At 65.6% G+C, this 20,882-nt stretch carries 16 protein-coding genes; 7 read left to right on the top strand and 9 right to left on the bottom strand.

The features are described from left to right. Positions 1-25: 25 nt before the first annotated feature. Both KF785_01500 and KF785_01495 read right to left on the bottom strand, forming a co-directional pair. Positions 26-2,440 carry an ABC transporter permease gene (locus KF785_01500; protein ID MBX3145418.1) on the bottom strand — a complete coding sequence of 805 codons (2,415 nt, stop codon included), beginning with the start codon at positions 2,438-2,440 and terminating at the stop codon, positions 26-28. Positions 2,441-2,529: 89 nt separating this feature from the next. Next, positions 2,530-3,942: a PDZ domain-containing protein gene (locus KF785_01495; GenBank protein ID MBX3145417.1), complete on the bottom strand. Its 1,413-nt coding sequence runs from the start codon at positions 3,940-3,942 to the stop codon at positions 2,530-2,532. 171 nt (positions 3,943-4,113) lie between these two features. On the opposite strand from KF785_01495, the gene KF785_01490 reads away from it, so the two are divergent. Next, complete coding sequence (locus tag KF785_01490) at positions 4,114-5,571, top strand: SLC13/DASS family transporter (GenBank protein ID MBX3145416.1); 1,458 nt, start codon at positions 4,114-4,116, stop codon at positions 5,569-5,571. Between the two features lie 19 nt (positions 5,572-5,590). Then, positions 5,591-7,702 (top strand): S9 family peptidase, encoded by a 2,112-nt coding sequence (locus KF785_01485; protein ID MBX3145415.1) that lies wholly within the window; start codon positions 5,591-5,593, stop codon positions 7,700-7,702. Here KF785_01485 and KF785_01480 read toward each other — a convergent pair. From KF785_01480 to KF785_01470, 3 genes are read right to left on the bottom strand one after another with little or no spacing between them, the layout of a single operon-like run. Then, positions 7,692-8,969 (bottom strand): MgtC/SapB family protein, encoded by a 1,278-nt coding sequence (locus KF785_01480; GenBank protein MBX3145414.1) that lies wholly within the window; start codon positions 8,967-8,969, stop codon positions 7,692-7,694. The genes KF785_01485 and KF785_01480 overlap by 11 nt on opposite strands. Positions 8,970-8,984: 15 nt before the next feature. Then, complete coding sequence (locus KF785_01475; protein ID MBX3145413.1) at positions 8,985-11,315, bottom strand: penicillin acylase family protein; 2,331 nt, start codon at positions 11,313-11,315, stop codon at positions 8,985-8,987. Further along, complete coding sequence (locus KF785_01470; protein ID MBX3145412.1) at positions 11,312-13,471, bottom strand: PQQ-dependent dehydrogenase, methanol/ethanol family; 2,160 nt, start codon at positions 13,469-13,471, stop codon at positions 11,312-11,314. Before KF785_01470 ends, KF785_01475 begins: the two co-directional genes overlap by 4 nt. A 224-nt stretch (positions 13,472-13,695) precedes the next feature. On the opposite strand from KF785_01470, the gene KF785_01465 reads away from it, so the two are divergent. Further along, the gene (locus KF785_01465) at positions 13,696-14,697 is read left to right on the top strand and encodes a pyridoxal-phosphate dependent enzyme (protein ID MBX3145411.1); all 1,002 of its coding nucleotides are present in this window, start codon (positions 13,696-13,698) and stop codon (positions 14,695-14,697) included. A 74-nt stretch (positions 14,698-14,771) separates the two neighbouring features. Here KF785_01465 and KF785_01460 read toward each other — a convergent pair whose 3' ends face one another. Then, complete coding sequence (locus KF785_01460; GenBank protein ID MBX3145410.1) at positions 14,772-15,560, bottom strand: rhomboid family intramembrane serine protease; 789 nt, start codon at positions 15,558-15,560, stop codon at positions 14,772-14,774. A 263-nt stretch (positions 15,561-15,823) separates the two neighbouring features. Here KF785_01460 and KF785_01455 point away from each other — a divergent pair, with 263 nt between their 5' ends. Genes KF785_01455 through KF785_01445 form a run of 3 tightly spaced genes read left to right on the top strand, consistent with a single transcriptional unit; the run spans position 15,824 to position 17,885 of the window. Beyond that, positions 15,824-16,363 (top strand): sigma-70 family RNA polymerase sigma factor, encoded by a 540-nt coding sequence (locus tag KF785_01455; protein MBX3145409.1) that lies wholly within the window; start codon positions 15,824-15,826, stop codon positions 16,361-16,363. Further along, entirely contained in the window at positions 16,360-16,968 is a 609-nt protein-coding gene (locus tag KF785_01450) for a hypothetical protein (GenBank protein ID MBX3145408.1), read from the top strand. The genes KF785_01455 and KF785_01450 overlap by 4 nt, the downstream gene beginning before the upstream one ends. A 23-nt stretch (positions 16,969-16,991) precedes the next feature. Further along, a complete protein-coding gene (locus KF785_01445; protein ID MBX3145407.1) occupies positions 16,992-17,885 on the top strand; it encodes a PDZ domain-containing protein in 894 nt (297 codons plus the stop codon). Between the two features lie 91 nt (positions 17,886-17,976). Here KF785_01445 and KF785_01440 read toward each other — a convergent pair whose 3' ends face one another. Then, positions 17,977-19,332 carry a sulfatase-like hydrolase/transferase gene (locus tag KF785_01440; protein ID MBX3145406.1) on the bottom strand — a complete coding sequence of 452 codons (1,356 nt, stop codon included), beginning with the start codon at positions 19,330-19,332 and terminating at the stop codon, positions 17,977-17,979. Positions 19,333-19,417: 85 nt separating this feature from the next. Between KF785_01440 and KF785_01435 the strand changes: the two genes are divergently transcribed. Beyond that, positions 19,418-20,362: a DUF3187 family protein gene (locus KF785_01435; protein ID MBX3145405.1), complete on the top strand. Its 945-nt coding sequence runs from the start codon at positions 19,418-19,420 to the stop codon at positions 20,360-20,362. Here the strand turns inward: KF785_01435 and KF785_01430 are convergent. Further along, the gene (locus tag KF785_01430; protein MBX3145404.1) at positions 20,340-20,582 is read right to left on the bottom strand and encodes an oxidative damage protection protein; all 243 of its coding nucleotides are present in this window, start codon (positions 20,580-20,582) and stop codon (positions 20,340-20,342) included. The genes KF785_01435 and KF785_01430 overlap by 23 nt on opposite strands. Before the next feature lie 29 nt (positions 20,583-20,611). After that, on the bottom strand, positions 20,612-20,878 hold the full coding sequence (locus KF785_01425; GenBank protein MBX3145403.1) for a hypothetical protein: 267 nt from the start codon (positions 20,876-20,878) through the stop codon (positions 20,612-20,614). Positions 20,879-20,882 lie beyond the last annotated feature (4 nt).

Raw genomic sequence — 20,882 nt, 5'->3', positions numbered from 1 at the left:
CCGCTCCGAGAACGAGAGCGTACCGCTACCCTTGCCACAGGGCGTCACGAGGCTCGATCCGGACCGCCCGACGCGCCGGGATCCAGGTGGCTGCCAACACGACCCCCGCGATGGCCACCGCAACACCAATCGCCGCCAGAGCTCCTTCGACCAAGCCGATCGGAAGCGTCCGCGCAAAGAGCCAGGCCGTCCCCAGCAGGAGCGGCAGCGCGAGAACCGCCCCGATGCCTAGCTGGCGCGCGCTCTGGCCCAGCAACAGGGCCAGGATGCGACGATCATCCGCTCCGACCGCCCGCCGAACCCCGATTTCCCGCGTTCGCTGTCCAATCGATCGCGCGGCCAGACCGTAGATGCCACTCGCCGCGAGGAGCATTGCAAAGCCAAAGCACGTACCGAAGAGTATTGCCGTCCCACGAGTCAGCGCCGTGGTCTTCTCGATGACGTCATCCATTCCCTGGAGGGATGCAGGCATCCGGGTGGGATCCAGCGTCGTGACGGCGCGATGCAGGGCTGCGTGCGCAGCAGCTTCTCCACCAACGTGTCGGAACGCGAGGGTCGGATACGGCGCGTCGGCCTGCTCGAGCGGCAGGTACACGGCCAGTGAGCTGCGGTTTCGCGCCAGGAAGTTCCCCATCGGAATGTCCCGTGCCACACCGACGACGGTGCGCCAGACCAGCGAGTCGGCCAGTCCCGTGAGCCGGATTTCCTCTCCGATCGGCGACCGGCCTGGCCACCATTGCGCTGCGACCGCCTGGCTGACGATGGCAACCGCAACTCCTGCTTCGCTGTCACGCGCGTCGAAACCCCGACCCATGAGCACGTCGACCCCAGCGGTCGGGTGCGCACCCTGGACCGCTCGAACGAAGGCCCGTGGCAGATCCTCGGCCCGCGCCCCTTCCTGGCCACGGATCATGAACTTGCCCGCTGGCGCCGTCATGTCGGCCAGGTCGGCACGGAACACGGGCGCCTCGGCCTCTGACTGCTGCTCGAGAAGGTCGAGCAACGACCGACGGAACATCGGACGAGCTTCGATCGGGACATCCCGGTCATCGACCCAGGTCTGTACCAGGCGCTCAGTATCGTAGCCGAAGTCGACGTTAACGACCCGGCTCGCGACGAGACCCGACATCAGTCCGAAGAAGAGCAGGGAGGATACGGTCGCGATCTGCCCGATGACGAGGTAGCGCGCCACCCGTCCCTCGCGCCGAGACCCACCCGAAATCGTGCCATCCTGCAGCACGGCATTGAGGCGCGTACTGGTCACCCGACCAGCCACGACGGTGCCCAAAAGGGCAATCACCGCCGTCACCAGCACCCCGGCGGCCGCGAGGGTCGTGAGGTCTGGCGCCCAGACCCACCAGAAGGCCAGGTTGCCCACGAGCCGGGCATGGGCCCAATCGTTCACTACCGTCAAGCCTAACGCCGCGACACCCGTGGCAAGGACACCCCCAACCACACAGAGGAGGACCGTTTCCCACATGCTTTGAACGATTAGGCGTCCGCGAGGCGCACCGAGCGCCAACCGAACCGCCGTCTCACGAACCCGTTCGTTGGCGCGCGCCAGCAGCAGGTTGATCACGTTGGTACAGGCCAGGAGCAGAATCATGCCCGCGAGCAGGTGCAGGATGACATAGAACAACGGACCTTCGCTACCCATCTGGGCCATCGGAAACGACCGAACCAACGGCAGCGACGGCGGCAACGCGGCACGATCCGGACGATCAGCCTGGACCCGAGCTACGACCACCGCCAGTTCCGCCTCGAGGGCCGCGGGTGTACCGCCTGGTGCCAGCTTCGCATACACGTCGAGCAGGCGACCATTGGCCACCGTGCCGCGCAGCAGCTCACTCTCCAGCGGCACCCAGGCCCGAGTCGCCACCGGAAATCCGAAACCGGGCGGCGCGATGCCTACGACTCTGGTCGGGACGCCGTTGAGACGAACCTGACTGTCAAGCATGTCAGGATCCGCCCCAAACACCGTCCGCCAGGTCCAATCGCTCAGGACCGCAACCGGCTCAGCCCCCGGGTCATGATCACTCGGCTGTAACGCTCGGCCTCGAGCCGGCGGGGTCCGCGTCAGGTCGAACAGGTTCCATTCGGTTGCGGTTGCCGCGATCACCTGGCGGCTGTCACCCTCGCCGACCACCAGCTCCCGGGTCACAAACGCGCCGAGCTGGTCTACCGAGGTCAGTTGCGAACGGATCGCCACCAGGTCGGCCGCATCGACACCTCGGGTGCGACCGTCAGACTCGAATTGAACCCGGACGATCGACCCCCCACCCTCGACCGGGAGGGGCCGAACCATGGCCGTGTAGAGGAACGAAAACGTGAAGATCGCGATCCCAAGACCGCCACCCAGCACAGCCACCGTGAGAGCCGTGAACCAGGGAGATTTTTGGAGTGTTCGGACGGCGTACCGGATATCCTGCCAATACAACACGCGCCACCTCGCGAGTCGGTGAGTTCAGGGGGGCTCGGGACTGAGGCGGCCTACGGTCGCATCGCGAGCTATGTTTCAGGTGGAAACGGTTACCGAAGAACTGCCATCCCCGCCGTGACAACCGGGTCGGCCAGCAGGGCATAACGAATCGCAAGCTGCGGGTCGCGACTGGCGCCCGCGAGTTGGCGGGCGACCTCGCGCTCAAAGATGGGCAGATGGGCCCGGATGGTTTGCCGGGACAGCGGCAGGCCGACCTGGCGGATCCGGGCCCGGATCTCGTCCTGCTCGGTCCGGCTGAGCGAGACGGCCTCAGGTCCGATGCCGGCTTTGATCCGGCGTCGGACCAGCCCCTCGAGAACATCGCTGACCACGGCCGACCGGCCGGCCAGCGACCGTCGAAGCGACCTTTCCCATTCGCTCTGGACCACGGCGGAATCGGGCGTCAGGCCCCCGGCAATCAGTCGACCGCCGGGACCCTGCCAACGGCCGGTCGTGAGGCGGAGTCCGATGCTATCGCCTAACGATATGGTGGTCTGGATCAGGCCCTTGCCGAAGGTCCGCTCGCCCACCAGGGTTGCGCGTTCGTTGTCCCGCAGCGCGGCCGCCACGATCTCGGCCGAGCTGGCGGTACGCCGATCGACCAGCAGGACGAGCTGCAGGGTCGGATACCGAGCCGGATCGCGCGACTCATAGCCCCAGCGGAGTCGCCGCTTCGCCACCTCGCCGATTCGCTGGCCCGGGTCGAGGAACGTGTTGGCAATGGCAATGGCCTGGTCGAGACGCCCCCCGGTGTTGCCGCGGAGATCGAGCACCAGCCCGCGCAGCGTCGCCGGGTCGAGAGCATCGAGTGCGTCTTCGAGCTCCTTGCCGGCCCGGTCCGATACCGTACGCAGCGCAAGGTACCCCACCGAGTCGCTGAGACGAACCACCGGCCCGACGGCCGGTAGCCGCGCAGACTCCGCCGCCAGTTCGACCTCGCTCCCGACGCTGTCGGCCGGCGCCCGAACCAGCAGCCGAAGGGTTGTGCTGTCCGCCCTGAGCGCCGTCGCGATGTCGGCCGGCGTCCAGCCCACTGGCGACGCGCCACGAACGAGCTCGACGTAGTCGCCGACCACCAGACCAGCTCGCTCTGCTGCTGTGTTGGGCGAGACCGAGGTGATCCGAAGCCCGGTCAGGCCCATTTGCATCGAGACGCCGTACGTGTTGCCCTGCCCCCGCAGCATGTCGCGATAGGCCCGGTAGTCGGCCGGGCCGAGAAACGCCGAGTAGGGGTCGCCCAGGGTGCTGACAATGCCTTGCGCCGCCTTGGTGTACAGCTCGGCATCGGACAACGAATCGACGAAATCGGCCCGGATGGTGTTGAAGACGTGATTGAAGACCTGCGCCGTCGTTACTGCGGTTGCCTTGGTGCGTTGCCGGTACTCGCCGACCCCAAACCCGATGGCACCACCGACCGCAAGGCCAACGGTGAGCGCAAGCGCAGTTCGAGTCAGAGGCCGCATAGTACGTTCCGCATCGAGCAGTTTGGGTGCCACCGAGGCGATACCCCTCGCGAGTGACTTGATTTTGGCCGCCGGTGGGCGGATGCACAAGTCGGCAATGGACGAAACCGCGATCCCCGGGCCATATTTGCGGCCCCGTCCCGTCGCTCTCAGTACGGATTCCCGAGGCCCATGAAACGACTCAACCCCAAGCTGGTCGCCCAGGTTGCCGGGCCGTTGCTGTTCGTACTGATTCTCTGGCTCGGACCGTCTGAGCTGACCCCCGAGGGTCGCAAGACGCTGGGCATTACCGCGTGGGTCATGACCTGGCTCATCACCGAGACGATGCCGATCGTGGCCACGTCGCTGCTGCCGATCCTGCTGTTTCCGCTGCTCGGCATTGCGGGAACTCGTGAGGCAGCCGCACCCTACGCCAACGAACTCGTGTTCCTCTTCATGGGCGGTTTCTTCCTGGCCGCCGCGCTCGAGTACTGGCAGAGCCATGTTCGGCTCGCCTACCAGCTGGTGCTGACCGTCGGGCTGACCAGCCGTCGCGCCGTGCTCGGCATCATGCTGGCCACCACGTTCATCTCGGTCTGGATTTCCAACACCGCCACGGCGGCAATGATGTACCCGATTGCCCTGGCCGTCGGCGCCCTCTATCCGAGTGGCACCGAGGGAGACAAGACCCGAACCGCTCTGATGCTCGGCGTGGCGTACGCCGCGTCGATCGGCGGCATGGGTACAATGATCAGCACGCCTCCCAACCTGGTTGCCGTCGGAGCGATGCGAGAGCTCGTCGGCGAAAGCGTCACGTTTGCCGAGTTCATGATGCTGGGCGGGCCGATTGTCATCCTGTTGACGCCGGTCTGCTGGTTTCTGCTTTCATTTGTCTGCTTCCGCAGCACGGCAGACCTGGGAAGCGGCGCACGCGAGATGCTGGCTCAGCGGTTGGCCGCACTCGGACCGATTCGGGGCGGCGAGGCCCGTGTGCTGATCATCTTCGTGATCACGGCGCTGGCCTGGTTCCTCAGGGACACCAAGGTGATTGGCGGCGTCACGATTCCCGGACTGGTGGCGTGGGTCCCCATGCTCTCCGACACCGGGATCGCACTCGGCGCGGCGCTGACACTGTTCATTGTGACCGGTCGGACCCGGGAGGGCGAGGTGCGCCCGCTGATGACCTGGCAGGAGGCACGACGGATTCCCTGGGACATCCTCCTCTTTTTTGGCGGCGGTCTCTCCATCGCGTCAGCCATCGAGAAACATGGCGTCACCGACTGGCTGACCGGCCAGCTGTCGGGTCTTGCCGGGATGCCGCCGATCGTGATCTATCTCGGTTTGGCGGTGATCGTCGTGATCCTGAGTGAGCTTGCGTCCAACATGGCGGTTGCGGCAATGATGATGCCGATTGCGGTCGCCCTGGCGCGCAGCCTCGACCAGCCGCCACTCGTCCTCATGATGGTGGCGGCCTTCGCGGCATCCGTCGGCTTCATGCTGCCGATGGCCACGCCGCCGAACACCATCGTATTCGGTTCGGGGCAGGTCAGCGTGCGGAACATGGCCAAGGCTGGGTTCCTGCTCGACATTGCTGCGATCATCGTGCTCGTTCTCGTTCTCGGTCTACTGGTGCCGGTTGTCCTGGGCTGATCTTTACCGGAGGTACGCTATGCATCCTGTCATCCGCGCCGTATGCCTGATGACGCTCCTCGGCGCCGTGCCGTCTGCTGCGCAGCAACGGTACACGCTGGAGCAGATCCGCTCCTACCCGTTTCCGAACGAGCTGACCGCCGCCAGCTCGGGGGCGCGGATTGCCTGGGCGCTCAACGAACAGGGACTCCGCAACATCTACGTGGCCGAGGGGCCGGCCTTCACGCCGCGCAAGCTGACGAGCTACGACCAGGACGACGGCCAGGAACTCACCAGCGTGAGCCTCTCGCCGGATGGCCGCTGGGTCGTCTACGTCCGCGGTGGCGACTTCAGCTCGAACTGGGACGACGCGCTCCCCGTCAACCCCAGCTTCAGCCCGACGCCGACTCGGGTTCAGATCTGGGCGGTACCGTTTGCCGGCGGAGAGCCCAAAGCAATTGGTGAGGGTGAGAGTCCGGTCATCTCACCCCGCGGCGACCGAGTTGCCTATCTGCGTGGCAACCAGATCCACGCCGCCCCGATCGATGGATCCGCACCTGGCAAGGCGCTCTTCACCGCGCGCGGTTCGAACGGTTCGCCGGTCTGGTCGCCGGACGGGAGCCGGCTGGCGTTCGTGTCGAATCGTGGCGGCCATGCGTTCATCGGGGTGTACACAGACGAAAGGACCCCACTCATCTGGGTGGCGCCGGGCTACGCGCGCGATCGATCGCCGCGCTGGTCGCCAGATGGGCGCAAGCTGGCCTTCGTTCGGGTTCCCGGGGCGGGCGGCGCGCCCGATTCGGCCCTGGTCCGGCGGCATTCGCCCTGGTCACTCTACTCGGTCGACCTCGCCAAGCCGGAGGTCGCGACGCGGCTCTGGACCGCCCCTCGAACGCTGCGCGGCTCGGTCCCGACGACTCACGGCGGCACCAACCTTCACTGGGCAGCGGGGCGCATCGTCTTCCTGTCGTACCAGGACGGCTGGCCTCACCTTTATTCCCTTCCGGAAGGCGGCGGTGAACCACTCCTGCTCACGCCTGGGAACTTCATGGCCGAGCACATCCAGATGTCGCCGGACCGGAAGTGGATGGTGTTTGCGGGCAATACCGGGCCGGACAAACTCGACATCGATCGCCGGCACGTGGTCAAGGTGCCGGTCGATCGGGCCGCGATGGAAGTCGTGACGCCAGGCGCCGGCCTGGAGTGGAGCCCCGTCGTGACCGGCGACGGCACGCTCGCCTTCATCAGTGCCACAACGGATCGCCCCCCGCTTCCGGCGGTCATGCCCCTGAGCGGAGGTGCGGTGCGTCTGCTCGGTGCGGATCGAATCCCTGCCGCGTTTCCGGCCGGACGGCTGGTGACGCCCAAGCAGGTGGTCTACCGAGCGTCGGACGGGGTGGCAGTGCATGCGCAGCTGTTCGAGCCCACGACCGGCGCCGGCCGGCGGCCGGCCGTGATTTACATCCACGGCGGCCCGCCGCGTCAGATGCTGCTCGGCTGGCACTACTCCGATTACTACACCAACGCGTACGCGACCAACCAGTACCTGGCGAGCCGCGGATTCGTGGTACTCTCGGTCAACTACCGGCTCGGCATCGGCTACGGCTACGAGTTCCACCAGCCGGAGCGTGCCGGGGTCAACGGCGCGTCCGAGTATCTCGACATCAAGGCCGCAGGCGAGTGGCTTGCCGCGCAACCCAATGTCGATCCGAAGCGAATCGGCGTGTATGGCGGATCCTACGGCGGCTATCTGGTTGCCATGGCACTCGGTCGCGACTCGAAGCTCTTCGCGGCTGGTGTCGATATTCACGGAGTCCACGATCGGACCATCAACCGAACCCGGAACCTGGTCAGTCCCGACCGCTACGAGCGCGCACCCGATGCCGACCTGGCGGCCAAGATTGCCTGGGAATCATCACCGGTGTCGAGCGTTTCGACCTGGACCTCACCGGTCCTGATGATCCATGCCGACGACGACCGCAACGTGCTGTTCAGCCAGAGCACCGACCTGGTGCAGCGGCTCGATCGGCAGGGCGTCACCGTCGAGTCGCTCGTCATCGTCGACGACACCCACCATTTCATGCGACACGCGAACTGGCTGACCGTCGGGCGAGCGACCGCGGAGTTTTTCGAACGCTACCTCAAGCCCTGAGCCAGATTGCGACCGCGCCGGCAACGATCATGGCAAGCAGGGTTCCGCCGGCAATCAGGCGCACGGTCGTCGTACCGAAGAGGATCACCAGTCCGGTCTTGAGGGCCGTGTTGGAGAGAACACCGACCGCCAGCGCGAGCGCCGCCATCTCGATCGAGACGGTCGGCGCCGCCTGGCGGGCCATCGAGATCGTCAGCGCATCGACATCGGTGAGACCAAGCACCGCTGCAGTGGCGAGCAGTCCCGCCTGACCGAACCGATTGCCGGCCACATGCACGATCAGCAGAACGGCCTGAAACAACAGTGCCATCTGCAGCGCGTTGGCGAGTTGGAGCGGGTTCCGATCGGCTCGTGAAACCGCTTGGGCTTGCTGCGTGTCCGACGCGCCGGATTCCTCTGGCCGCGATCGCCAGGCGGCCACCGCAACCACACCGGCTGCAAGCAAGGCCGGCGCCGCCAGCAGCGGCAACAACGCCGGCACCAGCGAGGGATTGAGTACGGTCGTCGCTGCCAGCACTCGGGGGTACAGCATGGCGTTGGCGCCGATGATACCGAGTGCCAGCGCACGGCCGAACGCCGGCTCGGTCCGACTGAGGCGCGCAAAGGTCCACGTCACGTTGGTGGACGACACCAGTCCACCCGCGAGGCCGCTGATGAGATAGCCGCGATGGGCCCCAACCGCGCGGCGCATCAGGTGACCGAAGAAGCTCAGGCCGGTAAAGAAGAGGACGAGCAGCCAGAGTTCGCGCGGCCGAATCCCGCCCCATGGCCCGAACGGACCTTGCGGCAACAGGGGCAGGATGACGAGCGCCATGACCGCAAAACGCGCTCCGGCCTTGAGCTCGGCGCCCTCGATCCGCGACACGAAGGTGTGGACCCGTGACTTCTCGAGCAGGACGACGCTCAGAACCGCGATGATCCCGGCAGCCACCTTGGCATTGCCCATCCCCGCGAGAATCCCGGCGGCGATCACGATCAGTGCAGCTGCTTCAGTGGTCCCATCGATGTCGCGCCGGCTGGCCGCGATGTAGGCACCAACCGTAAAGGCCACGACACCGGCAAGCAGAATCCCAGCCAGGACGGCCGCCCCCTCCAGCCAGAGCCAGCCCGAAAGCCCGCCCAGGAAGCCCAGCATGGTAAAGGTGCGAATCCCGGCGAAATGGGCATCCGGACCATCCGCGTGCCCGGACCACTGCCGCTCGAATCCAACGGCTGTTCCGCCCAGGGCGGCGGCAACCAGGCCGAAAACAGCGTCGGACGTTATCACGGTAGCAGGCTCCGCCTAACGCGCCGGATCGAGCCAGAGCTGGTAGCGGGTTCCCTGCTCGACCGCCGCGCGACTGAAGAGCAAGGGGAAGTACCGCCCCTCACCCCAGAGGTCGAGCAGGTTGCCGTAGAAGGGACTTCCCGGCTGCCCCGACTGCCCGGGTACCGATGTGGCAACCGAGTTGTCGAGATCGGCAAGGTCGAAGATGCCCCGGTAGGACGCGCCCGCCGATTGGGTCCATCCGCTTCCCGCCGTCATGTTGACGGTGTTGTCGTCGCCGCCACGACGGATCGATGGCAGGTCGAAGGCGCTGGCCAGCGGATGACGGAAATGGGCCTGATGCAGGTCGCCCCACCTCCAGCTCGAGGCGGCCCCTCCGACTTCGGCCCGGACTTTGGCAACTGCCTGATCAAAGGCGGCAAGCACCATCGAATCACGAGCCGCTTCCGGGTTGGCCCCGAAGACACGGTCGGGAGAGCGCACCAGACGAATGACCGTGGGCAAGTCGTACGCCCTGCCGCGTTCCCGGGTTCGATCGCCGAAGCGAGGGCGGTACACCGCGGCGGCAAGATCGCGCAGCCAGGCGGTGTAGATGAGCGGCGCCGCGTCATCGCGACGCATCACGAAGTCCCAGCGCTTCATCAGATCGAGCTCGGGCCCTCGAGCGCGCCGCCGCTCTGCCGCTCGCAAGAGTACCGGTACCAGTTCAGACGCCGGCAGCGAATACTCATCGTGCTGCAGCGTCTCGAACGCCTGACGGGTCCAGTTGCGGCGCCTGGCCAGTTCCTGGGTGATCCGATCCGCCCGGTACGGTGTGGCCCAGTCATAGTTGAGCTGATGCGGGTACCCGGCCGGCAGGATATTGTGGTTGGCGGTGACGATGATACCGCTGGCCGGGTTGACGCTTTCCGGTAGCTCGGCAAACGGCAGGAACCCTTCCCACTCGAAACGGCCGTCGCCCGGAACCGGGAGGAGGCCACTCCAGGATCGAATCGGGTTGAGCCCGGCGGCAATCCAGCCGATCGTACCACTGGTATCGGCGTAGACGAGGTTTTCCGTCGGCAACCGCCACCGATGGGCGGCCTCTCGGAAGCTCTTCCAGTCCTTGGCACGGTTGATCGAGATCTGCGCCAGGTAGCCGGCGGTACCAGGTTCACTGCCCACGAACCGAATCACGAAGCCGCGCGTTCCGTTGCGATCCTCCGAGACGATGGGACCGTGCTCGGTGAACTCCAAGTTGACGACCCGCGCCCGCTCGCCGCGCACCGGGATGGTATCGACGATGACGTGGACCGGCTTCCACTCGCCTCGATTCCAATAGCACCGCCTGGTCGACGCCAGCGGGCAGGGACCAAGCCTCTCGACGTAGACGTCCTGCTGATCCATGCCGACGATGGTGAACCCGAACGCCATGGCGCCGTTGTGCCCGCCTGCCACGCCCGGAACGCCGGGCTCCCCCGCGCCGATGACGTTCCATCCGGGACCGACGAGGTGGGTCAGGTACCGCAAGGCAGGCAGCGTGACGGCTCGGTGCGGATCGTTGGCCAGCAGGGGCTTGCCGGTCCTGGTCCGGGCGCCGCTGACAACCCAGTTGTTGGAGCCGTCGAAGCGCTGAAACGGCACACCGGTGTACGCAGCTGCCGCCGCGCCGAGGGAGCGCACCGAGATCCCGGTCAGATCGAAGTCCGGGACGGGATCGAGCTTGCGGGACGGATCCAGAGGGAACAGCGCTTCGAGGGTGGCCTGCTCGATCTCATTGAGCAGGCGTGCCCGATCGACCTCCACCAGCGCATTGCCCGTCATGGCCAGTGCCGCCATCCGCTGCAGCGGCACGTGCTCACCCCACGGCTCCGGCCGGAACCCCTGCAGGGCAAACTCGATCGGAGGGTTGTCCCGAACCAGCCTGATCTGCGCGTTGACGCCAGCCACGAACGCGCGGACAATCTCCTTCGTGTCCGGCGCATAGCTGGTCCACTCTGCTTCCATGTCACCCCGGTACTTGAGCAGCCGGGCAAACCGATCTCGCTCCACCAGCTCCGGCCCCAGCACCTCGGCCAGCAATCCATCGCCCTGGCGCCGCCAGATTTCCATCTGCCAAAGCCGATCCTGCGCAGCAACGAACCCCTGCGCAAAGAAGAGGTCCGACACCGTCCTCGCATAGATGTGCGGAACACCCCACTGATCGCGGCGAACCTCAACTGCGGAGTCGAGCCCGGCAATCGGGATCCGCCCCTCGATCTGGGACAGACGGCGCTTGGCTTCTGCCAAGGTGGCCTGGCCCAGCGCAGGCGCGGTACCCAATATGGCAAGTACGAGCGTCAGCAGTGATATCCGTTGCTTCATCATCGCGTTCTTCCTCGTCCCTCACGTTGCCACAGGAGCCGTTGCTCCTGAATCAGATACTCATGAATGGCCTGGGCATCTTTGGCGCTCAGGAGGTCGGCAAAACCGGCCATCCCCCCTGCGCTGAGACTGCCCTGCCGTACGATGGCGTCGAACACGCTATGCGTCGCCGCCGACATGCGCCGAAGGTCGGGAAAGGCCGAGATTCGATCCTCGCGTGCGCCGTGACAAGTGACACAATTGGCACCGAAGAGCTCCTCGCCCTTGGCGAGCACCGCCGGCGACGCCGGCGGCCGCGCCGGCGGTTCAGGCGTCGCGAGAGGCAGGTACGGAGGAGGCAGCGGCGTGGCACCGCCCCCGAGCTTGAACGCGAGCAGACGCCCTGCGTTCTGGTAGGTGTACCCCGCCGTCCCGTACGGATACTGCCGACCAACCGCGCCGCCGAAACCTGCCGCGACGACCACATATTGTTCCCCGTCGAGCTGATACGTCATCGGGGCCGCCATGATCGCAGTCCCGACGTTGATCTCGGTCCGCTTTTCGCCGCTCGACGCGGAGTACACCACCAACCGTCCGTCGGAGGTTCCCTGAAAGACGAGGTTGCCAGCCGTGGTAAGGACACCACCGCCAGCATAGGTCGTGTTGGCCAGCGGCACCCGCCAGCGCTCCTGCCGGGCTACCGGATCCCAGGCCAGGAGGAACTCGGACACGCCCAGCGACGTCGAGTCGGGTGACCCTTTGAGGATGGCCTCGTAGGCGGGCCGCACGCTTGGCATCAACCCCAGCACCAAGTCGAACAGCCCGCCCGCTCCAACGTTCCCGGTGCCCGGCTTCCAGGTATAGCCCGGCTCGTCGAGCATGATCATGCCGGATTCACGCGCCGGAATGTAGACCAGCCCGGTCTGGCGACTGAAGGCCATCGGTTGCCAGTTGTGCGCACCAACTTGAGACGGAAACACGATGGCAGGCTGGTCGCGATAGATGGCCGCAGGATTGATCTGCGGCCGCCCGGTCGAATCGAAACCGGTGAGCCAGTTGACCCGAACAAACGGCGTGCCGGAAATGAACTCACCCGTCTGGCGATCGAGGACGTAGAAGATTCCGTTCTTCGGCGCCTGCATGATCACCTTGCGGGGCGCCCCATCGATGGTCAGATCAGCCAGGATCATGTTCTGGGTCGCGGTGTAGTCCCAGAGTTCCCAGGGCACCTGCTGATAATGCCAGACCAGTCGACCATCGGTCGGCTTGATTGCCAGGATCGATACGAGATAGAGATTGTCGCCACCCGAGGGGTCCCGATTCCAGCCGGAGTATGGTGTGCTGTTGCCAGTCCCCACGTACAGCAGGTCGAGCTCGGGGTCGTAGGTCATCTCACCCCACACCGTGCCGCCGAGACCCGACTGCCAGTCGGTGTCGGGGCCCCAGGTCTCGAGCGCCCGAGCCACTTCGGGGTGCTCCGGCGGTCCCTTGGCCGGATCGCCGGGTACGACGAAGAAACGCCAGCGCTGTTCACCGGTCTCGACGTCGTATGCCGTGATGTAGCCGCGCACCCCGAACTCGCCACCGCTGTTACCGATCACCACCACGCCCCTGGCGACCTGCGGCGGGCCGGTGATGGTGTAGGAACGAGTCTCGCGATCGACGAAGGTGTCGCGCTTCCAGATCTCACGACCGGTCTCGGCGTCGAGCGCCACCAGGAAGCCGTCGAGCGTACCGACGTAGACCTTGCCTCGCCAGACCTGCAGCCCGCGATTGACCGCATCACAGCACGCTCGCCGCGCGTAGCTGCCATCGACATCCGGGTCATAACGCCACCGTTCCTGACCGGTCCGGGCATCGACTGCAGCCACGGACCCCCAGGGGCCTGCAAGATAAAGCACCCCATCGACCATAATCGGGGTGGCTTCCTGGCCCCGCTCGACTCGACCGCGACGCGAGCTGGCGTCGTACTCCCAGGCAAAGCCCAGGGACGCCGCGTTCGATTCATCGATCCCGGTCAGTGGGCTGAAGCGATCACTGCGGTAGGTGCCGCCCAGGCCGAGCCACTGCCCGGGTTCGCGATCCGCGCCCTTGAGACGGGCCAGATCGATGTTGCCGGCAGAGGGACTCCCGCAGCCGACCAACGCCAGCACCAGCGATACCGCGAAGAACCGTGGCATATGTCACCCGCAGCACAGGGTTGCCGTCCACACTGCGATGGACGAATGAACGGTGGGGCGGAACCGACAGAAAACCGGCGTGCCGCCAATCGGCCGCCGGATCCGCGGGACATCCGACAGTTGTATTGTCGATGATGAATGGGAACCTAAGCCCGGACAGGAAACCGGCAAGCACCCCCCGGGGACTCATTGCATGGTCCGGCTCCGCCACCTAGACTGGTCGCATGCCTATTCCGATTCCGTCATCCCAAGCCAGTTCGGCACTGGAAGCCCTTGCCCGGCTGCCCATTGCCTCCTTCGGCCACTATCCGACCCCGATCGATGAGCTCGACCGGTTCCGTCAGACGCTGGGCCTTAGACAGCAGATCCTCTGCAAACGCGACGATGCCGTCTCGTTCGGCTTCGGAGGCAACAAGGTCCGCAAGCTACGCTACGTCCTGCCCCCGCTGCTGGCCGAAGGTGTCGACACGCTGATTTCCTGTGGCGGAGTCCAGTCCAACCACGCCCGGGCCACCGCTGCGGTGGCCGCCGCCTCGGGCCTCGTCTGCCACCTGGTGGCCAACGGTGTGGCCCCCGAGCGCCTGACCGGCAACGCCCTGCTCAACGGGCTGCTCGGTGCCACGGTCGAGTACGTCGCGGGCCGAGAGGAGCGGAAGCCAGCCATGGAACGCGCCGCCGAGCGGTATCGCGCCGAGGGCCGCCGCCCCGCGATCATTCCGCTGGGCGCGTCGACGCCGCAAGGTGCGCTGGGATTCGTCGACGGCATCGGCGAGATGAAGGCCCAGGGCCTGGTTCCGGACGTGATCGTCCACGCCTGTTCCTCGGGGGGTACCTCCGCAGGGATCCTGGCCGGGGTCGCGCTGCACGGTCTGTCGACCCGCGTGATCGGCATCAGTGCCGACGACCCGCCTGCCGCCGTCGAGGCTGAGGTGCGATCGATCGTCCGCGGACTGGGTCCCTTGCTCGGGCTCGATGGTGGCAGTCTCGATGCGGCCATCACGGTCGAAGTCGACGACGGCTTCGTCGGTGAGGGCTACGGCCTGCCGACGGCGGCCTCCCGAGAGGCTCAGAGCACGGCGGCACGCACCCAGGCGGTCTTCGTCGATCATACCTACAGCGCGAAAGGACTGGCCGGCCTCGTAGCCTACTGCCGCGACGGCCGGATCCCGAAGGATGCGACCGTCCTGTTCTGGCACACCGGCGGCCAGGTGGCGCTGTTCGCCTAGGCCGGGAGATCTGAATGAAAAGGCCGGCCCCTCACGTAAGGGACCGGCCTTTCGCTTGCTCGGAGAGACAGCGGCTAGTGCAACCTGGCGCTGAACCGATCCAAGAACTCCCGCTCGGCCGGCGACAGACTGCTGATCCCTGATGCGCTGATCTTGTCGAGAATGCGGTCGAGCTCGCTCCGATTGACCTCGTGCAGATCCTCGCGGCGAATCCGCGACCAGCGCTCCATCGCGCCTGAAGTCGATTCGAGTTTCGGCACCGCAGGCCGGGCGGCCTCACGCCACTCCCGTAGCGGTGCCTGCTGGCGTCGTTCCATGAACTTGAGATAGAGGTAGCCGCCCAGGAATCCGCCGAGATGGGCAAAATGGGCCACGTTGCCGCCGCCACCGCCCAGCCCTGCGTAGAGCGACATCGCCGTCATGATGATGACGAGCCAGCGGGCCTCGATTGGCAGGATGCCCCAGATGTAGATCCGCTGTCTCGGCCAATAGTACGCAAAGGCCAGCTGGACGCCATACACGCCGCCTGAGGCGCCGATCAGGAGGCCAAACCCTCCGCCGGGAACGGCGCTGAAGATCAGCCAGCCCAGGCCGCCCACGATGCCGCTGATCAGGAAGAGCCGCAGGAAACGGGTGCCGCCAAGTCGCGACTCGAGGGCCGGGCCGAAGAAATAGAGAATCAGCAGGTTCCAGAAGATGTGGCTCAACCCGCCGTGGACGAACATGTACGTCACCAGCGTCCAGGGACGGAACAGCAAGCCATGCATCTGGAGGCCGAGCAGCCCGGTAACGGCTGGCATGGTCGTCTGCAGGAAGAAGACGCCCACACACGCGATCACAATGCGAAGAACCCAAGGAGTCACGAAACCGACCCTGATCCGGGGAAACTGGCGGCCCGACCAGCGCGTGCGCCGGTCCACAACCACGACAATCTAATCTCAAACACGGCCGATGGTCGTAAACCCTTACAGCGTGGTTACTTAAACTGAACGAGACCGGTCGCGGTCAGGGCAGGAATCGGGTCTGACCGAGCCCCGAACAGGCGGTGGTGCAACCAAAGGTCCATATTACGCATCTTGGAGGGCGGACCCACAGGACCCATGGTGTGCTGACAGGAACCCTTCGAATGGACGCATTCCGGCTGGCCAATGCCGATGCGGTACTGCCCCGGCTCAGGGCCGGCGATCCGGAAGCGCAGGAAGCTCTGTTCCGCGCCTTCGAGTCTCCGGTGTACAACCTGGCCCGGCGAATCTGCCGCACCACCGAAGATGCCGAAGACGTGGTCCAGGAAACCTTCCTCGAGGTCTTCCGCAGCATCCGGCAGTATCGGGGCGACGGAAGCCTCTGGGGCTGGATCCGGACGATTGCGTCCAGCAAAGCACTGATGCGCCTCCGTCGCAACAAGTACCGCGACACCGACGAGCTCAACGACGAGATCGCCCCGATGCGCCGAGAAGACACGGCGCTCCGGATGGACCTGGAAGCTGCGCTGGAGCGCCTGCCCGAAACCTCACGTGCCGTGGTCTGGCTCCACGACGTCGAGGGCTACACCCACGAAGAAATCGCCAAAATGATGGACCGCACGGTCAGCTTTTCGAAATCACAGCTGGCCCGTGCCCACGCCCGGCTTCGGCGATGGCTGGGCGAGGAAGCGGTACCCGTATGACACATTTGAACGTTGAACAGCTGTTGGCGACTCGTGAGCCCGGCCTCGAGCCTCAGGTCATGTCGTGGCGCGAGCATCTCGATCACTGTGACGCCTGCCGAGACGAATTGGCTCGGCTGGATCAGCGGAGCGCTCGGCTCCGCGCGCTCCCGACCCTGCGTCCTTCCCGCGACCTGTTCGGCGCCGTCCGACTCGAAGCCGCCCGCGAACGCCGGCGGCTTCGGCTCAGGCAGGTTGCGCTGGGTGGTGTGGCCCTCGCGGCAACCGTCGTTCTTGCAATCACGGGATTCTCGCTCCGTAAAGAGGAGCGCACCCTGGTGGCCGCCGATCCGGAGCTGGCTGAGGTGATGAGCCGCGCCTCGCAGCTCGAGCAGGCGCTGTCGGGCTTCGATCAGGACCGGCAGGTCGTCAATGGCCACACCGTGGCGGTGACGTCGCTGCTCGAAGACCGGGTCGCGCGCCTCGACCGCCAGATCCAAGCGGTCAATCTGATGGACCAGCAAACCCGGCGCGAGCAGATGCTCAGGCTGTGGCGTGAGCGTGTCGGACTGCTCGATGCGCTGGTCGATGTTCACCTGTCCGGCGCCCGTTACGTGGGCTTTTAGCGCCCACAGGAGTGATAGATCACATGCGTACTAAGCAGTTACTGCTGACCACTCTGGCTGTCGGCACCATCACAACTCCGCTTTGGGCACAGCCGCCGGTCGAGCGGATCGAAGTGCGGCGAGGCGCGGGTGAGCCTCGCTCGCGCGTCTGGGTCAACGATACCGAGGTCGACCCGCTCGACTTTTTTTCTAACCGGCGTGCGCGCCTCGGCATCATCATCCAAGTCGAGGCTACGCCCGCGGACTCGATCGGAGCCACGATTCTTTCGGTGACGCCGGCCAGCCCCGCCGCCAAGGCCGGACTGCGTTCCGGTGACATCGTGACCCGATTCAACGGCCAGCGCCTGATCGGCACCGAGCGCGACCGGAGCGCCGCCGGCAACGAATCGTATCCCGGCCTTCGAATGGTCGAGTTGGCCGCCAAGCTCGAGCCGGGTGATACGGCAGCGATCGAGTACCGGCGTGGTGGGGACACCAAGACGGTCAACGTCATCGCGTCGGACGACCGAATGTTCACCTTCCGTGGCATCGACGACGGCGAAGTGCGCTTCCGGATCCCGCAGCCACCAGGGGATCCGAGTCAGCGTCGCGTGATGTCGCTCGGATCGCCCGATGTGATGTTTCGCCGGATCGGCGGGCCCTTTGCCGAACTCGAGCTGGCTCCGATCAATCCGGATCTCGGCGCCTACTTCGGGACCTCGGAAGGAGTGCTCGTCATCGACACGCCGCGCAACAACCCGATGGGCCTCAAGGGGGGGGACGTAGTGCTGAGCGTGGATGGTCGTCCGGCTCGCGGACCGTCGAGCTTGCTCCGCATCCTCCACTCGTACGAGCCCGGCGACGTGATGAAGCTGGAGATCCTGCGCAACAAGTCAAAGCAGACCGTCACCTCCAAGGTGGATTGGCAGCGAGACTGATCGCTCAGGACGCTGATTGGGAAAGGACAACGGGGCCGCGCTTCGATCAGCGCGGCCCCGTTGCGTTGCCATCCTGGTTCAACTTGTTCCGTCAGTGCCCGCCAGGTGCTGGTGTCGCCGCTCGAGCCTTCGCCTCGGCCGACACGTCAGCCTCCCAGGCGTTGAGAAGCGGGCGGAGCCGCTGAGCAATGTCCGACCGCTGCGCAGCCAGATCGTGCCGCTCACTCGGATCGTCCCGAAGGTTGAAGACAAAAGTCGAGAGACCATCGACCAGAAGTTTCCAGTCTCCCGAGCGCACCGCCCGCTGATTCCAACCCCCAGCTGCGGTACGCCAGAACAGGGTGCGCTCGGCGATCGGGGCGCCGCCACTCACAATCGGAAGCAGATCGATTCCTTCGAGCCGAGCCTCGGGAGGGACCAAGGCCCCAGCTGCGGACAGGATGGTGGCCGAGAGATCCATCGTGATGCCGACTTGACCGGTCACGGTGCCGGCCGGAATCCGGCCGGGCCAGCGCATGATCGTCGGGACCCGAATGCCACCCTCCCAGAGCGTCCACTTGCGATGAAAGAACGGTTCGTTACGCGAAAGCCACTCGCCGCCGTTGTCGTTCGTGAAGATGACCAGGGTGTTCCGCTCGAGCCCCAGGCTATCGAGAACCCGAAGAATCCGACCGACACCCCAGTCGGCTCGCTCCACCATCGCGACGTAATCGGCTCGTGTACCCGTAGAGTCGTCGGAGGGCATCAGGTGGCGAGCATTACCTCGCGCAGTCGAAGGCTGCCCCGGCGGCTGATAGGGCCAGTGCGGCGCGCTATACGCGACCTCGAGGAAGAACGGCTTCGTCGCATGCTGGCGTATGAAGTCGACCGACCGCTCCGTGATCAGATCGGTCATGTAGCCGTTGCGGGTAATCGGCGTTTCGTTCTCGAAGAAGTCAGGTCGGCCGTTCCCGTCGGTGTGGCGGTAGTAATCGACGTAGCCGCTCTTGAACCCGAAGAAGTAGTCGAACCCGTGGGCCGCCGGACTGTACTCGGCTTTGTATCCCAGGTGCCATTTGCCGACCAGCGCCGTTGCATAGCCGCGATTCTTGAGCAGCTGGGGCAGTGATGTCCCGGTCGGAATCAGCCCCGACTCGGCATGCGACGATGCCGCGTGGCTCAACGCCTGTTCGAGATTCGAGCGCTGCTGATACCGACCGGAAATCAGCGCAGCGCGCGTCGGCGTGCAGAGTGGCGCATTGGCGTAGAAATCGGTGAAACGAACCCCGGCGCGTGCCAAGGCATCGAGGTGCGGGGTACGAAGGTCGGTGGCACCGTAGCTGCCGAGATCGCCGTAGCCTGCATCGTCGGTGATAACCAGAACGACGTTCGGCGGCCGTCCCGGTTGCGGCTCTGCGAAAGACGACATCACGGCAGCCCCCAGGAGCAGCCCAACCAGTGCAAGCATCTTGGACTCGCGAAGGAGAGGTGCTGACAATCTAAGCGACCGTCACGTCGGTGCCGTCACGCCTAGCTATGTTTGCAGGATGCCCATGCGTTGCTTCCTTCTGTCGCTCTTTGTCCTGACCCTTGGTGCGCCGATGTTTGCGCAGGGACTGCCGCCATACATCCCCGTCAACCCGGTCCAAACCGCCCGATCAGGCCTTTACACCCAGCCCTACATCGACTCGGGCAAGGCCTGGGAGTTTCGGGCACTGATGGACCTGGCCAACATGATCGAGTACCAGGGACGCCCAGGCAGCCGCATCGTCCTCGACGCCGAGGTGCTCCGGGTCGATCTGACAGCGACCAGGAACCTGGGCCCGGGGTTCATCGGCGCTTCGATCGGCTTCAACGCCTCGAACGATGGTTTCCTCGACGGCTTCCTCGACTGGTACCACAACCTGACCGGCCTCCAGGTAGCCGCCCGCGAGGTCCGACCCCGAAACCGGTTCGAGTATCTCATCCAGACACCCGCCGGCGACAGCATTGCCTACCCAAAACACCGCGGATTCCTCGGTGACCTCCGCCTGATGGCCGGCCATCGGCACACCCGTCACTGGCAGACCGCCCTGTCCGTCACCCTGCCCGTCGGCGCGCCAGAGGGCTACGGCCGCAGGGTCGCTTCAGCCAGCCTGCTGACCACCGCCCGCGCCGAGCTCAACGAGCGGTGGACTGCGGAGGGAGGAATCGGCCTCGGCACCACCCCGAAACACGGCGACCTGAGCGAGTACCAGCGTACGGTCTTCGCTTCGGCCAACGGTGGGGTGCGTTTTCGTTTTTGGGGACAACAGGCCGCGTTCATCAACCTGTTCTACCATACCCCGACCTACCGGGGCACCACGGTCAAACCCCTGGACAACCCCGAGCTGACCCTCGACTACGGCTTCCTGCTGAAGGCGAAGAAAGGCCCGGAGTGGTTCTTCGGCATGACCGAGGACCTGCTGCCCTCAGGCCCCGCCGTCGACCTGTCGTTCAGGATTGGGATGCGCTGGTAAAAAGGAGCTTTTCCAGCTCGGTGTAGAGAAACTCCTTGGCGCGCTGGTCCCGCAGATTGAGGCCGTAGTGGTTGATCAGCTGCTGCTGCAGCTTGAGCCACTCGGCCCAACAGACATTGCAGATCTGGTCGACGATGCGCTGACCCAGCTCGTTCGGGAACGGGCGAAAGGGAACCCCGTCTCGAGTCTCACTGCAGCGCACACAGGTCACGGTTGCCATGACCCTAAGATAAGCGATCCCCGCAGCCCTTACTCGCCCCGTTTCAGGGCCTTGACCCCGCTGGCGGTTCCCAACCCGGCCCCGAGCCCAAAGACGGCCGCCGTAAAGCCCGTGATCAGCGGCAACAGCGTCAACGGGAGGGCGACCAGAGCAGCCCCGACAGCCGCAAGTACTGGAACGACAGGGGAATAGACCCCGTCCACAAACCGAAGCCGGCGCCGGACGAAGCCACGGGCAAACCCGAACGAAAGGACCCCGACAGCCGCCGCCAGGGCCAGTGAAATGATCTCGAACACGCTC

This window comes from Gemmatimonadales bacterium (assembly GCA_019637315.1).
Taxonomy (GTDB): domain Bacteria; phylum Gemmatimonadota; class Gemmatimonadetes; order Gemmatimonadales; family GWC2-71-9; genus SHZU01.
This window is presented reverse-complemented; position numbering and strand designations above follow the sequence as displayed.